This window comes from Streptomyces sp. NPDC044064, assembly GCF_056434245.1.
In genome coordinates this window covers 390,810-405,532 of record NZ_JBWKFN010000004.1, presented here as the reverse complement: position 1 = coordinate 405,532, position 14,723 = coordinate 390,810, and the positions used below count along the sequence as shown (strand labels likewise).

Sequence of the window (14,723 nt, the reverse complement as noted above, 5' to 3'; positions counted from 1 at the left end):
TGTTTCTTGGCGGAATCACCGGCCTCGTAAAGGTCCCGCGAAGGTCCTGGGGAGCCGGAGCCGGAACCGGGGCGCCCACCGGGCATACGGTCACATGTTCGCCGTCACTTCCTCGTGCGACCTCCCTCTCATCCGGCGTCGCGAGCGCAACCCATGCCCTTAGACTCCCTCGCGTGACACGCTGCGGGCCGGTTGGCAAGATGGCCCGAGCGGTCGGAAAGCGGTAACAGGGAGGAAGCGTCTCGTGAGCAGCAGGCCATCCCGAGGCGCTGCTCGCCTCGCAGCCATACTCGACGCGCTGCCCGACGCGTTGGTGCTGGTCAACGCCAACGGAACCGTCGTCAACGCCAACACCATCGCCCTGGAGGCCTTCGAGGCCCCGGGCACCGCCCTCGTCGGGCGGGGGCTGCTCGATCTGCTGCCGCAGTTCGACTCCCGGCTCATCCCCGGCTCCATGCGGCGTCCCGATCACATGGATCCCCAGGGGCGGACCAAGCCCACGCGGATGATCGCGCGGCGGACCGACGGGTCGGAGTTCCCGGTCGAGGTCACGAGCGCGAACCTGGAGAACGGGCAGCAGGCGTACGACGGTTACGGCTACACCGGCGACGAGCTGCTCATGATCGTCGTGCGGGACCTGTCCGGGACCGTGGACACCGAGGCCGAGCTGGCCCGCTCGCAGCGGCAGACCGAGATGATCCTGCGGGCCGCGGCCGAGGGTGTCGTGGGCACCGACACCGACGGGCGGATCGTGCTCGTCAATCCGGCCGCCGCCCAGATACTGGGCTACCGGGCCGGTGAGCTGGGCGGCAAGGAGCTGCACACCCTCGTGCTGCACTCCCGCCCCGACGGCTCCCCCTTCCCTTACGAGGAGTCCCCGCTCGCCGACACCCTGCGCTCCGGGCGCAAGCACCGGGTGCGTGAGCAGGTGCTGTGGTCCAAGGGCGACAAGCAGGTCGCGGTCGATCTGACCACCGCCCCCGTGCGCGACGGCGACCAGCTCGTCGGCGCGGTCATGACCTTCACGGACCGGCGGCCGTACGACGCCCTCGCCGAGGAGAAGGACGCACAGGAGAAGGCGCACACCGAGGAGCTGGAGCGGCTCTCCGAGGAGCACGCCTCCGACCTGACCGCGCTGCGCCAGAAGCACGTCACCGAGGCCGACGAACTGCGCGAGCAGCACGAGGAGGAGCTGGCGGCCGGCGAGGAGCGGTACGCCGCGCTCGCCGAGCGGGAGAAGGACCGGTACGAGGCCCTCTCCGGGCGGCACGAGCAGCTGCTGACGCTGCTCGGGCAGTCCCTGCGCGGACCGCTGGACGAGCTGCGGCGCGAGCTGTCCGCCCTGGCCGCGGACGACGCCGGGCAGCTGTGGCCCGAGGCCAACCAGGTGCTGCACCACCTCTCGGCCGGCTACTCGCGCATCACCACCCTCATCGACAACGTCCTCGGCTACCAGCGGCTGGACGCGGGCACCGAGGACATCAACCGTACGAAGGTGATGCTCGACGCCGTCGTCGCCGCCGGGGTGGACGGGGCCGTCGAGCTGATCGGGCCGGGCCGCGTCCAGTTCGCCGTGCACGCGCCGCCCATCGAGGCCGAGGTCGACCCGCAGCGGCTCGCCACCGCGCTCGCGCATCTCGTCGCGGACGTGGCGGGCGTCGACGCCACCGGCAACACGCCCGTGTCCGCGGGCGGTTACCTGGACAACACCGTGGTGGTCGCGGCCGCGCAGCGCGGTGAGGTCGCGCGTATCGAGGTGCGCGGGCCGTACTCCGGGGGAGACCCGGTGCACGAGCCGATGGTGCGCGGGATCGTCCGGGCGCACGGCGGTGTGCTGCAGACGCACGAGGTGCCGGGCATGAGCGGCAGCGCGTACGTCCTCGAAGTGCCGCTCGGTGGTGGCGCCGGGGCGGTCGCCGCCCAGGCCGCGGACCCCGAGGACTCCGCTGCCGACGCCGCCGGAGCCGCCGAGCAGACCAACGGAGGCGGTCGGCGGCGGGCCCGGCGGGCCTCCACCGACGCCTTCCTGGAGAGCGACACGCCCGCCGAGTCCGCCGAGTCCGGTGACGGCGGGGCAGATGCGCCCGTGCCGACCGGGCGGCGGCGCAGGCGTGCGGCGGCCGCCGTCGAGGCGGCTCCTCCGGTCGCCGACGAGGCTGCGGAGACCGCGTCCGGCGGGACCGGGCGGCGGCGCGGACGGTCCGCCGAGACCGACGCCGATACGGAACAGGACGGCGTGTCCGAGGGTGCCGTGATGACCGCGGCCGAGCATGCCGCGGGCACCGCAGCCACCGGCAACGGACTCGGCGGCGCGGTGCCGCCGCAGGGTGTGCCCGCACCCACGGGCCGCCGGGCCCGGCGGGACTCCGGTGCACCGCAGGCCGCCCTGCCGCCCGCGCTGCCCGCGGCCGGTACCGAGACCGCGCAGCCCGCTGCGGCCGAGGCGGCCGAGGACGAGCAGCAGCCCGGGCGGCGCCGGCGTGCGCTGGCCGCCGCCGCGGAGCGGGCGGCCGCACAGGAGGCGGGAGCCCGTACGGTCTTCGCGCTGCCCCCGGCCGAGGCCGACCGCGCACCCGAATCCGCCGACGCGGCGGCCGGTGCGGGGACGGCCGTGGCCCCGGGCGCGGATGTCCCGGTTCCGGGGCAGGAGCGGGAGGCCGCGCAGCGAGTTCCCGGCGACGACGGCAGGCACGACGCCGTGCCGCTCGACCAGGCCGAGGACCACACCCCGCCCCAGCCGCACCCGACGACCGCACCGACCGGCCGCCGTCGCCGGGCCGTGGCCCATCCGGGCGAGCCCACGGAGACGGCGCCCCCGGCGGCCGCTCCCGGTGCCCCCGGCCAGGCCGTTCCGGCACTCCCGGCTCAGGCGACTCCCGTACCGGCCGCTCCCGGGCAGCCGGTGCGGCCCGGCCAGGTTCCGCAGGCTGCTCAGGTAGCCGCGGGCCAGACCGGCGTCGTCGCTCCGGCCGGCGTCGCAGCGCCCATCGGCGTCGTGGCGCCCACCGGCGTCGTGGCTCAGCCCGGTGTAGCGGTACAGGCCGCCCCCGGGCAGCCGGTGGCCGTGCCCGCGCAGGGCACCGTCGGTCAGGGCGTACCGGTTCCGCCTGGTCAGCCGGTTCCGGCGCAGGTGGTGCCGGGCCGGCCCGTGCCCGCCCAGCCGGCGCAGGCGCAGCAGCTCCTCGCCGCCCCCACCCCGGCGACACAGACCACCCCGGCCGCCGGTACCCCGGCCGCGCCCCAGCCCGGTCAGCCGCTCCCGGCGGAGGCTGTTCCCGGTCAGGTGCCGGCAGGCCAGGGTGCGCCGACGCCGGCCGCAGGCACCCCCGCTGCCGGAGCCGTCCCCGAGCAGCGGCCCGGCGCCGACGACACCTCCGGTGCGGGCGTCCCGGCACCGCAGACCGGCACCCCGGCACCCGGCACCCCGCTCCCGTCCGGGCACGCCGGTGTCCAGCGGGCGGCGGCTCAGCCCCTGCCCGCCGAGGCCGCGGGACCCGCGGTCGACCCCAACTCCACCCAGGGACGGGCGATCAGTGTCCGCACGCTGGGGCAGGGCGTGCCGTTCGCGCGGCAGGCCGCTCAGGTGCAGCAGCCGACGGCGACCCCGCCCCCGCACGCGCCGGGCGGTTCCGGCCGCCGGCGGAAGCTGGGCACGCCGCCCGACCCGGCCGAGCGCCAGGAGCCTCAGCCGGAGCAGGCGGCCCGTCCGCATCCGCCGGCCGAACCGGTGCCCGCGCAGCCCTCGCTCGCGGGGCAGTCCCGGCTCGCCCCGGCCACCGAGGGTGCCGGCCGGTCGTACGCCATAGGCGCTCCGGACGCGAACGCGGCCGAGGGACCCGAGCCGCTGGACGGTCCCGGCGGGGCGGTCGAGATCGCGGACATGCCGCGGCCGCAGCCGATGGACGACGAGCTGCCCCCGGAGCCGCTGGACAACCCGCGTCGGCTGCTGGTGTGGCCCGCGCCGGACGTGACGACCCAGCAGGCGCTGAGCGACCGCGGCTACCGGCCGGTCATCGTGCACTCCCGCGAGGAGGTCGACGCGCAGATCGCGGCTTTCCCGGCCGCACTGTTCGTGGACCCGCTGACCGGGCCGATCACCCGGACCGCGCTGCAGTCGCTGCGCCAGGCGGCGGTCGCCGCCGAGGTGCCGGTGCTGGTCACGGCCGGGCTCGGGCAGGCGACGCGCGAGGCGGCGTACGGCGCCGATCCCGCCGTACTCCTGAAGGCCCTGGCGCCGCGCGACAGCGAGCAGCATCCGCCGCGGGTGCTGCTGATCGAGGAGCACGCGGAGATCGCGCTCGCGCTGACGTCGACGCTGGAGCGGCGCGGCATGCAGGTGGCGCGGGCCGCGAACGACAACGACGCGGTGACGCTGGCGGGGCAGCTCAGGCCCAACCTCGTGGTGATGGACCTGATGCAGGTGCACCGGCGGCAGTCCGGGATCATCGACTGGCTGCGTGCGAACGGTCAGCTCAACCGCACCCCGCTGGTCGTCTACACCGCCGCCGTCGACCCGGCCGACCTGCCGCGGCTGGCCTCGGGCGAGACGGTGCTGTTCCTCGCGGAGCGGTCCACCAGCAACGAGGTGCAGAGCCGGATCGTCGACCTGCTCTCGCGGATCGGGACCAACTAGCCCGTCCCCGTGCGCCGGGGTCAGCGTGCGATCAGCCGCCGGGCCGCTTCTCGGATCGAGGCGCGCAGGCGGTCCCGGTCGGTGTCCTCGGCGCCCACCACGATGCGCCGCATCTGGGGGACGACGGCGGCCCAGTTGGCCAGGGCGATGAGCAGGAAGAGCAGGTCGCGGGCCGGGATCGCGTCGGTGATCACACCCCGGTCCTGGCCGTCCCGCAGCGCGTCGATCTTCTTGCGGTAGTGCTCCCGGCGCCCGCTCTCGTCGGGCAGTTCGGCGTTCGCGCCGTACTCCAGGCCCTCCCAGAAGAGCAGGCGGAGCACCTCGGGGTGGGCGGCGTGGTAGTCGATCACACGGTCGACCCAGCCCTCCATGTCATCAGGGTCGACGGGGACGGCGACGGCCAGATCGAGCATCGACTTCTGCAGGACCTGTGTGAACAGCTCCGCCTTGTTGCCGAAGTAGGCATAGATCAGCTGCTTGTTGGCCTTCGCCTCGGCGGCGATGCGGTCGATGCGGGCGCCCGCGATGCCGTGCCGGGCGAACTCGGCGACCGCCGCGTCGAAGATGCGGGCCCTGGTGGCCTCGGGGTCCCTGACTGCTGCCATGCGGGCAGGGTACCGCTCTTGTAACCAACCGTTTGGTTGACAGGGAATTCCAGGAAGGCGCACTCTGTTGAGGCAACCAACCAACCAGTTAGTTGTTAGAGTCGGCTCGAAGGAGTAGCTCCGCCCATGCCGTCAGCGACCAGCACCACCCACCGGGCACCCGAGGTCCAGGTCCCCGCCCGGGAACAGCCCGCCTCCGGGCGGCTCTTCCTCCTGCTCATCGCCGTCTGCACCGCCGTCACGGCCGCCAACATCTATCTCGCGGCCCCGCTGTTCCCCCTGATCGCCCACGACTTCGGCACGGTTCCCGCGGCCGTCACCTGGATCGCCTCGGTCGCCCAGTTCGGCTACGCGGCCGGCCTGCTCTTCTTCGCCCCGCTCGGGGACCGCGTCAACCGGCGCCCGCTGGTCGCCCTGCTCTCGGTGGCCACCGCCGCCGCGCTGGGGCTCGGAGCGGCCGCGCCCGGCACCACCGCCCTCGCGGTCGCCGTCTTCGTCGCCGCGGCGGCGACCGTCATCCCGCAGCTGCTCGTCCCGCTGGTCGCCGAGCGCGCCCCCGCCCACCACCGCGCCCGCCATGTCGCAGCCGTCATCGCCGGACTGTTCACCGGCATCGTCGGTGCCCGGGTGGTCGGCGGACTCGCCGGGCAGGCCTTCGGCTGGCGCTGGGTGTTCGCCGGGTCCGGCGCGCTGACCCTCGTCCTGGGTCTGGCCACCGCACTGGCCCTGCCGTCGGAGCGGCGACCCCGCACGGGAGCGCTGTTCTCGGGCATCGCCGAGCTGCCCGGGCTCGTCCGCCGCTCGCCGGACCTGTGGCGGGCGTGCATACGCCAGGCCGGCATGTTCGGCGCCTGGAGCGCCCTGTGGACCTCGCTCGGCCTGCTGCTGACCGGCCCGGCGTACGGCCTGTCCACCGCGACCGCCGGTCTGTTCGGTCTCTTCGGCCTCACGGCCACCGCGGTGGCCCCGCTCGCGGGCGGTCTGGTCGACCGCTTCGGCGCCGCGAAGGTCGTACGGTCCGCGTATCTGCTCGCGGCCGTCTCCGTGCCGCTGTTCTGGCTCGGCGGGCAGGTGCTGGCCGCGCTGTTCGTGGCCGCCGTCGCGATCCACGCCGCCCTGGTCGCCTCCCATGTCGCCAACCAGACGCTGGCCCTGACGACCACCTCCGCCCCGGCCACCGCCAACACCGCCTACGTCGTCGCCGGCTTCACCGGGGGCGCCCTCGCCTCGACCCTGGCGGGCCTGGCCTTCAGCCACTGGGGCTGGGGCGGGGTCAGCGCGGTGGCGGGGGTGTGGCTGGTGCTGGGATGGGCGACCACGGCGGTACGGCGCTGAGGCCCGCGCCTGCCGCACGGCCGCCCGTCCCTCGTCCGGTCAGCGGCCGGTGACCTCCTCGGTCAGCGGCCGGTGACGTCCTCGGTCAGCGGCTTCAGAGGCTGGTGACGTCCAGCTCCCCCTCCGCGTACTGCCGGCGCAGCACCTTCTTGTCGAACTTGCCCACGCTCGTCTTCGGCACCGACTCGACGATCGTCCAGCGCTCGGGGAGCTGCCACCTGGCGATCTTCCCCTCCTCGGCGAGGAAGGTGCGGAGGGTCTCGAAGTCGGCGCTGGAGCCCTCCTTGAGGACGACCGTGGCCAGCGGACGCTCGCCCCACTTCTCGTCGGGTACGGCGACCACGGCGGCCTCGGCGACGTCCGGGTGGGCCATCAGCGCGTTCTCCAGCTCGACCGAGGAGATCCACTCGCCGCCGGACTTGATGACGTCCTTGGCGCGGTCGGTGAGCGTCAGGAAGCCCTCGGGGGAGATGGTGCCGACGTCACCGGTCTTCAGCCAGCCGTCCTCGCTGAACTTGTCGGCGGGGCACAGCGGTTCGGCGTCGGGGCCGTTGTAGTAGGCACCCGCGATCCAGGGGCCGCGCACCTCCAGCTCGCCCGCCGCCTCGCCGTCCCAGGGCAGGCGTTCGCCGCCGGGGCCGGTGAGGCGGGCCTCGACGCTCGCCGGGAAGCGGCCCTGGGTGACGCGGTACGCGAACTCCTGCTCGGTGCCGACCGCGTGGGCCGGCGGGCGGGACACCGTGCCGAGCGGGGAGGTCTCCGTCATGCCCCAGGCGTGGCAGACCCGCATGCCGAGCTTGTCGAAGGCCGCCATCAGGGCGGGCGGACAGGCGGCGCCGCCGATGGTGACCTGGCCGAGGGTGGAGACGTCCCGGGGGCGGGCGGTGAGTTCGGCGAGCAGGCCCTGCCAGATGGTGGGGACGGCGGCCGCGTGCGTCGGGCGCTCCCCCTCGATCATCTCGGCGAGCGGGGCGGGCTGCAGGAAGCGGTCGGGCATCAGCAGGTTGACGCCGCTCATGAAGGTGGCGTGCGGCAGGCCCCAGGCGTTGACGTGGAACTGGGGGACCACGACCAGCGAGGTGTCCTGGTCGGTCAGACCCATCGACTCGGTCATGTTCACCTGCATGGAGTGCAGGTAGATCGAACGGTGGCTGTACACCACGCCCTTGGGGTCGCCGGTCGTGCCGGAGGTGTAGCACATCGCGGCGGCCTGGCGTTCGTCCAGCTCCGGCCAGTCGTAGGCGGTGGGACGGCCGGCGATCAGCTCCTCGTACTCGTGCACCCGTGCGGTCGCGCCGTCGAGCGGGGAACGGTCACCGGGGCCCGAGACGACGATGTGCTCCACCGTCGGCAGCTTGCCCAGCAGCGGCGCGATCAGCGGGATCAGTGAGCCGTTGACGATGATCACGCGGTCGGCGGCGTGGTTGACGATCCACGCCAGCTGCTCGGCCGGGAGGCGGAGGTTGAGGGTGTGCAGCACCGCACCCATGGAGGGGATCGCGAAGTAGGCCTCGACGTGCTCGGCGTTGTTCCACATCAGCGTCGCGACCCGGTCGTCGTCCCGGACGCCGAGTTCGTCCCGCAGGGCGTGCGCCAGCTGGGCCGCACGGGCGCCGACCTCGGCATAGGTGCGGCGCTGCGGCTCACCCTCGCCGGTCCAGGTGCTCACCCGCGACGTTCCGTGGACCGCCGCCCCGTGGGTCAGGATCCTCGAGATCAGCAGCGGTACGTCCTGCATGGTGCTCAGCACGGCGTCCTCCATGGCGACATTGCCTACGCGGGAGTAGAGGTTGCGCTGATTCTGCGCACATACCGCGCGGTATGTCACTAGGGGAAGCGAAACTGAGGCCCAGAGGCAGGCGGAATTGCCGGACAGGCCCTCAGCGCACCAGTCCCAGCTCGGGATCCTCGCGCAGCTTGCCCAGGGCCCGGGAGACCGCGGACTTCACCGTGCCCACCGAGACTCCGAGCACCTCGGCCGTCTGGGCCTCGCTGAGGTCCTCGTAGTACCTGAGGACGACCATTGCCCGCTGCCGCGCGGGCAGCTTGGTGATCGCGCGCCACATGGCGTCGTGCAGCGCCTGCCGCTCGGCCGGGTCGTCCTCGCCGGGCGCCGGCTCCGGCTCGGGCAGCTCGTCGCAGACGTACTCGTCCACTCTGCGCTTGCGCCACTGCGAGGTCCGCGTGTTCAGCAGGGCCCGGCGCACATAGCCGTCGAGCGCCCGGTGGTCCTCGATCCGCTCCCACGCCACATAGGTCTTGGCGAGCGCGGTCTGCAGCAGGTCCTCGGCGTCGCTCGGGTTCGCGGTCAGTGAGCGCGCGGTGCGCAGCAGGACCGGCTGGCGGGCCCTCACGTACGAGGAGAACGACGGGTATGCGTGGGTCTGCCGCGCTGGTGCGGCGGCGGCCGAGGCGCTGGTGCAGACGAGTGTGGTCATGGCTCCACGCTAGGAGCGGACCGCACTCCGGCGGATCGGCCCCAGGTCCCGAAGCGGCGTCCCCCTCAGGTTGTAGGGGTGGGGTTGCCTACACCTACTGAAGGTGGACTGCGGGGTGACAGCGTCTGCGGGTTCACCCCTGAGGACGCTCATCCGTCGGCCGCCAGGACCAGCCCCGACGTCGGCACTCCGGTGCCGGCCGTCACCAGGGTCCGGGCCGCCCCCGATATCTGGTTCACCGCCGTGCCCCGCAGCTGACGCACCGCTTCCGCCACACCGTTCATGCCATGCAGGTAGGCCTCCCCGAGCTGGCCCCCGTGTGTGTTGATCGGCAGCCGCTCCTCGGCCACGAGATCAGCCGCCCCCCCCTTCCCGCAGAACCCGAACTCCTCCAGCTGCATCAGCACGAACGGTGTGAAGTGGTCGTACAGGATCGCCACGTCGATGTCGGCCGGGTCCAGTCCCGACGTCCGCCACAGCTGACGGGCCACCACGCCCATCTCCGGCAGGCCGGTCAGGTCGTCGCGGTAGAAGCTGGTCATCTGCTCCTGCGCGCGGCCGGCGCCCTGGGCGGCCGCCGCGATCACGGCGGGCGGATGCGGCAGGTCCCGTGCCCGCTCGACGGACGTCACCACCAGCGCCTGGCCGCCGTCGGTCTCCTGACAGCAGTCCAGCAGCCTGAGCGGCTCCACGATCCAGCGGGAGGCGGTGTGGTCGGCGAGGGTGATGGGGCGGCCGTGGAAGTAGGCCGCCGGGTTCGTCGCCGCGTACTTCCGGTCCACCACGGCCACGTGCCCGAACGCCTCGGGGGTCAGCCCGTGGGCGTGCAGATACCGCTGGGCCGCCATCGCCACCCAGGAGGCCGGGGTGAGCAGCCCGAACGGCAGCACCCAGCCGAGCGCCACGCCCTCCGCCGACGGCTCCCGGTGCTGCACGCCCGCGCCGAATCTGCGGCCCGACCGCTCGTTGAAGGCCCGGTAGCAGACCACCACCTCGGCCACGCCGGTCGCCACCGCGAGCGCCGCCTGCTGGACGGTCGCGCAGGCCGCCCCGCCGCCGTAGTGGACGCGGGAGAAGAAGGACAGCTCGCCCATCCCGCAGGCCTGGGCCACGGTGATCTCCGGGCTGGTGTCCATCGTGAACGTCACCAGACCGTCCACGTCCGCCGGGGTGAGCCCCGCGTCGTCCAGCGCGGCCCCCACCGCCTCCACCGCCAGTCGCAGCTCGCTGCGGCCGGAGTCCTTGGAGAACTCGGTGGCCCCGATGCCGACGATCGCCGCCCGGCCGCCGAGGGAGTCCCGGGTGCGCACGCTCATGACGCGGCCTCCTCGTCCGGCACGAAGGACGGTGCCGGGAGGACGACCGTCACCGTGCCGGTCACATGCCGGCCGATGGCGTTGGCCCCGACCACGCGCACCGTCGCCGTGTCGCCGTCGACCGTCTCGACCCTGCCGGTCAGCACCATCGTGTCCCCCGGATAGTTGGGCGCCCCCAGTCTGATGGCGACCTTGCGGAGCACCGCGCGGGGGCCGAAGTGGTCCGTGATGTATCTGCCGACCAGCCCGTTCGTCGTCAGGATGTTCATGAAGACGTCGGGGGAGCCCTTCTGCCGGGCCAGCTCCGCGTCGTGGTGCACGTCCTGGTAGTCCCGGGAGGCGATCGCCCCGGCGACGATCAGCGTGCGGGTGATCGGGATCTCCAGCGACGGCAGCCGGGCGCCCGCCACCGGCCGCGGTGTCCGCGTCTCACTCGCCATGTGCGATCAGCTCCCCGAGTTCCTGCAGCACTTCGGCCCCGCTTCCCAGGTGGGCGTCCAGCTGCCTGCCCCACAGGAAGTGCCGGTGCACCGGATGGTCCAGGTCGGCCCCGGCCCCGCCGTGCAGATGCTGGCCGGTGTGCACGACCCGCTGTCCCGCCTCGGAGGCCCACCAGGCGGCGGTCAGCGCGTGCGTGGCGTACGGCAGCTCCGCGTCCCGGCGCCAGGCGGCCTCGTACGCCGTCACCCGTATCGCCTCGGTGTCCATGTGGGCGTCGGCCGCCCGGAGTTGGACCGCCTGCCGGGTGGCGAGCGGGCGCCCGAACTGCTCCCTGGTGTTCGTGTGCGCCACCGCCCGCGCCAGCGATCCGGCGCACACCCCTGCCTGAAGCCCGGCGAAGGCGGTGCGGGCGGTGGCGAGGACGTCGGCAAAGGCGTCGGTGCCCGGGCCGCCGAGAGGTTCCGCCGGGGCGCGGTCGAGGGTGAGACGGGCCGCGGACCAGGGCGCCGTCAGCTCCACCGGGGTGAGCGCGGTGCCCTCGCCGAGCGGGGCCAGCCACAGGTGCCGGCCGGCGTCGGCGACCAGGACGTGGGTGGCGTCCCGGAGCCAGGGGACGACGGGGACGGAGCCGGTCAGCTCGCCTCGTGCGGCGGCCCGTACACCGGGTGCCGAGAGCGCTCCGGCGACCACCACCGAGCCGTCCTCGATGCCCGGCAGCAGCCGCTCCCGCTGCTCGGGCGTGCCGTGGGAGGCGACCGCCAGGAGGCCGTGCACGCATGTCGCCGCATAGGGCACCTGGGCCGTCGTACGTCCCTGCTCCTCCAGGAGCAGCACGAGCCCGAGCAGGCCCAGTTCGGTCACGGCGCCGACCAGGCCCGCCGTGCACAGGGCCTTGAACAGCTCGGGGTCGCTGCCGGTGCCGGCGGCCTTCAGCCGCTCGTGGCCGGCGAGGTCGCCGAAGATCCGCGCAGCCAGGTCACGGGCCTCGGCCTGGGCCTCGGTGGGCGTGAAGTCCATGTCATCCCTCGCCTTCGACGACCCGGAAGACCGGCAGGACCAGTGCTCCCTCGTCGTCCTCGCAGGACATGAACTCCGCCCGGACCGGCAGACCGATGCGCACCTTGTCGTACGGCACCCCCACCACGTTGCTCACCATCCGCACGCCCTCGGCGAGTTCGATCAGGCCGACCGCGTAAGGGGGATCGAAGGCCGGGAAGGGCGGGTGGTGCATCACCACGTACGAGTGGACCGTGCCCTCGCCGCTCGCCTCGACCGTGTCCCAGTCCGGGCAGCCGCAGGCGTTGCAGCCCGGCAGCCAGGGGTGGCGCAGGGTGCCGCAGCCCGTGCAGCGCTGGATGAGGAGCCGGTGCCCGGCCACGCCCTGCCAGAAGCCGGCGTTGTCCCGGTTGACCACCGGTCGGGGGCGCCGGGGGCGCTCGGCCGGGGGTGTGCGGCGGGCCGGGGCGTACTTGAGGATGCGGAAGCGGTGGGTGCCGGCGAGCTCGCCGTCCACCCGTACGTCCATGCGGGTCGTGACGAAGTACCCCGTGCCCAGCTTCGTCGTCTTGCGGTCGGAGACCGACTCGATCACCGCGTCGAAGGTGACCTCGTCGCCCGGGCGCAGGGGCCGCAGATACTCCTGCTCGCAGTCGGTGGCCACCACCGACGTACAGCCCGACTCGTCCAGCAGGGCGAGGAGTTCGTCGTAGGCACCGGTGCGGCCCTGGTGGCCCGAGAGGCCGCCCATCGTCCACGCCTGGAGCATGGTGGGCGGGGCGATGGCGTCGGGTCCGCGGTAGGCCGGGCCGGTGTCGCCCATCGCCTCGCACCAGTGCCGGATCATCGGCGCGTTCACCGGGTCCCTGCCCACCCCGGCGACGGCGGCGGGCCGGCCCTCGTAGGCCTTGAGCCGCCTGCCCACCTCGTCCGTCCGCTCGCTCACCTCCGCCCCCTCGTCATCCCGAGCCGCATCGTCGCGACGATCTCCCGCTGCACCTCGCTCACCCCGCCCCCGAACGTGTTGATCTGTGCCGCCCTGTTCAGCCGCTCCAGTTCGCCGCCCTCGAACGCCCCCGGTGATCCCGAGCGGACGAGTCCCGCATCTCCGACGATCTCCTGACACATGCGATACGTCGCGACAGCCGATTCCGTTCCCGCGACCTTCACCGCGCTGGCGTCGCCGGGGGCCGGCCCGCCCGCCCCCACGTCCCCCACCAGACGCCAGTTGAGCAGGCGCGATGCCGCCAGCCGGGCATGCACCTCGGCCAGCCGGGAACGCACCCACGGCTCGTCGATCCGGCGCCTGCCGGTCACCCGATCGGGGGTACGTGCGGCAGCGAGCGCCGCCGCGTAGAACTCCTCGGCCTGCATGCCGATGGCGGCGAGAGCGACCCGTTCGTGGTTGAGCTGGCTGGTGATCAGCGACCAGCCCTCGTTCTCGGCCCCGACCAGGTTCCGGGCGGGGACGCGGACACCGTCGTAGTACGTGGCCGTCGTCGTCTGCCCGCCCACGGTCTCGATCGGTGTCCAGGAGAAACCCGGAGCGTCCGTGGGGACGAGGAGGAGGGAGATGCCGCGGTGCTTGGTCGCGTCCGGGTCGGTGCGGCAGGCGAGCCAGATCCAGTCGGCGTGCTGGGCGCCCGAGGTGAAGATCTTCTGCCCGTCGATCCGCCAGCCGTCGCCCTCCCGTACGGCGCGGGTCCGCAGCGAGGCGAGGTCGGTGCCGGCGGAGGGCTCGGTGTAGCCGATCGCGAAGACCAGGTCACCGGCGAGGATCCGGGGCAGGAAGTGGGCCTTCTGGCGCTCGCTGCCGTACTTCATCAGCGTGGGTCCGACGGTGTTCAGCGTGACCATGGAGACGGGGGCACCGGCCCGGTACGCCTCGTCGAAGAACACGAACTGCTCGTCCGCGCCCCGCCCCTGGCCGCCGTACTCGGCCGGCCAGCCGAGGCCCAGCCAGCCGTCGGCGCCGATGCGGCGCAACAGGGCGCGTCCGTCGGCCGGTTCACCCGCCTCGGGCATCACGGTGCGGAAGTAGGCGCGGAGTTCGGCGCGCAGCCGCTGCTGCCGCTCGGTGGGGGCGAGGTGCACGGCGGGCCCTCCCGGCCTCGCTTGCCTGACGGGGACGGTTTCTGACTGTCCGTCAGACAGTGCTCCCTGTCAAGGTCGCCCACCCGGGACCGCGCACCGGAAAACGCCTGCGCGGCGGCACCGAAGCACCGCCGCGCAGACGCGTTACGACCCCGAAGCACACCCCACGAGGACCCTCAGCGAGAGGGGCCCCGCCCCCGGCTCACCACAGGTTGGTGAAGTGGACGGCGACGTTCTCGTTGCCCTGCTGGAGGGCCGTCCAGGCCGAACCGTTGACCTGTGCGGTGTTGCTCTGGTTCGAGGCGCCGGAGCCGACCGCGTTCTGCTGGGTGGTGGACGAGTTTCCGCTGTTGTCGTGGCCGACACCACTGCCGATGATGCTCGCCACACCGGCGTTCGATCCGTTGTCCGCGAAGGCGCCGTTGTCCGCGGCAGCGACACCGGTGAAGAGGGCGGCTGCGAGCGGAAGAGCGGAGACGGCGGCGAGAACGCGGGCGGTACGGATGCTTGCCATGTTTGTTCCTCCAGAACGGAACACTCTCGGCGCCGAGGCCGAGGATGTGTCAATTGAGGCTTGCACCAAGGCAGTCGGCCGACCGCCTCGGGCTTTCGTGAACGACGTCGCGCATCCAGAGTTGCCCGCCGAATCCCTGGCGAACCACCTCGGAAGACCTGATTCGCACGCAAGCGTGATGACAAGTCGATAAACCCCTATCGCCATCTTTGGTCATCACACGTCACAACACGGCACAGACCAGACCTTCGCCCCTCAAGGACCGCAAGAGGTGAATCGTTCCGGCATGTTTCCGGCCAACCTTTCCGGCCCGGCGCGTCGACGCGGCCCCCTCTTCCCTTTTTCGAACAT

At 73.2% G+C, this 14,723-nt stretch carries 11 protein-coding genes; 2 read left to right on the top strand and 9 right to left on the bottom strand.

The window, feature by feature from the left end:
* The first annotated feature begins 244 nt into the window (after positions 1-244).
* A complete protein-coding gene (locus tag AC07DS_RS09505) occupies positions 245-4,633 on the top strand; it encodes a hybrid sensor histidine kinase/response regulator (protein WP_479143890.1) in 4,389 nt (1,462 codons plus the stop codon).
* A 20-nt stretch (positions 4,634-4,653) separates the two neighbouring features.
* On the opposite strand, the gene AC07DS_RS09500 is transcribed toward AC07DS_RS09505, so the two are convergent.
* Positions 4,654-5,238, bottom strand: a complete 585-nt coding sequence (locus AC07DS_RS09500) for a TetR/AcrR family transcriptional regulator (RefSeq protein WP_479143889.1) — start codon at positions 5,236-5,238, stop codon at positions 4,654-4,656.
* Positions 5,239-5,364: 126 nt separating this feature from the next.
* Here AC07DS_RS09500 and AC07DS_RS09495 point away from each other — a divergent pair, with 126 nt between their 5' ends.
* Complete coding sequence (locus tag AC07DS_RS09495; protein ID WP_479143888.1) at positions 5,365-6,573, top strand: MFS transporter; 1,209 nt, start codon at positions 5,365-5,367, stop codon at positions 6,571-6,573.
* Positions 6,574-6,667: 94 nt separating this feature from the next.
* Here AC07DS_RS09495 and AC07DS_RS09490 read toward each other — a convergent pair whose 3' ends face one another.
* The 8 genes from AC07DS_RS09490 to AC07DS_RS09455 all read right to left on the bottom strand — a co-directional run bounded on the left by AC07DS_RS09490 (position 6,668) and on the right by AC07DS_RS09455 (position 14,372).
* Positions 6,668-8,323 carry a long-chain fatty acid--CoA ligase gene (locus AC07DS_RS09490; RefSeq protein WP_479143934.1) on the bottom strand — a complete coding sequence of 552 codons (1,656 nt, stop codon included), beginning with the start codon at positions 8,321-8,323 and terminating at the stop codon, positions 6,668-6,670.
* Positions 8,324-8,453: 130 nt separating this feature from the next.
* Positions 8,454-9,011, bottom strand: coding sequence for a SigE family RNA polymerase sigma factor (locus AC07DS_RS09485; protein WP_479143887.1), 558 nt, complete (start codon positions 9,009-9,011; stop codon positions 8,454-8,456).
* Between the two features lie 149 nt (positions 9,012-9,160).
* Positions 9,161-10,327, bottom strand: coding sequence for a lipid-transfer protein (locus AC07DS_RS09480; RefSeq protein ID WP_479143886.1), 1,167 nt, complete (start codon positions 10,325-10,327; stop codon positions 9,161-9,163).
* Entirely contained in the window at positions 10,324-10,767 is a 444-nt protein-coding gene (locus tag AC07DS_RS09475; RefSeq protein ID WP_479143885.1) for a MaoC family dehydratase, read from the bottom strand. Before AC07DS_RS09475 ends, AC07DS_RS09480 begins: the two co-directional genes overlap by 4 nt.
* Complete coding sequence (locus tag AC07DS_RS09470) at positions 10,757-11,785, bottom strand: acyl-CoA dehydrogenase family protein (RefSeq protein ID WP_479143884.1); 1,029 nt, start codon at positions 11,783-11,785, stop codon at positions 10,757-10,759. Before AC07DS_RS09470 ends, AC07DS_RS09475 begins: the two co-directional genes overlap by 11 nt.
* A 1-nt stretch (position 11,786) precedes the next feature.
* Positions 11,787-12,710 carry a bifunctional MaoC family dehydratase N-terminal/OB-fold nucleic acid binding domain-containing protein gene (locus tag AC07DS_RS09465; protein WP_479143883.1) on the bottom strand — a complete coding sequence of 308 codons (924 nt, stop codon included), beginning with the start codon at positions 12,708-12,710 and terminating at the stop codon, positions 11,787-11,789.
* Positions 12,707-13,858 carry an acyl-CoA dehydrogenase family protein gene (locus AC07DS_RS09460; RefSeq protein WP_479143882.1) on the bottom strand — a complete coding sequence of 384 codons (1,152 nt, stop codon included), beginning with the start codon at positions 13,856-13,858 and terminating at the stop codon, positions 12,707-12,709. The genes AC07DS_RS09465 and AC07DS_RS09460 overlap by 4 nt, the downstream gene beginning before the upstream one ends.
* Before the next feature lie 202 nt (positions 13,859-14,060).
* On the bottom strand, positions 14,061-14,372 hold the full coding sequence (locus AC07DS_RS09455) for a hypothetical protein (RefSeq protein ID WP_479143881.1): 312 nt from the start codon (positions 14,370-14,372) through the stop codon (positions 14,061-14,063).
* Positions 14,373-14,723: the final 351 nt, after the last annotated feature.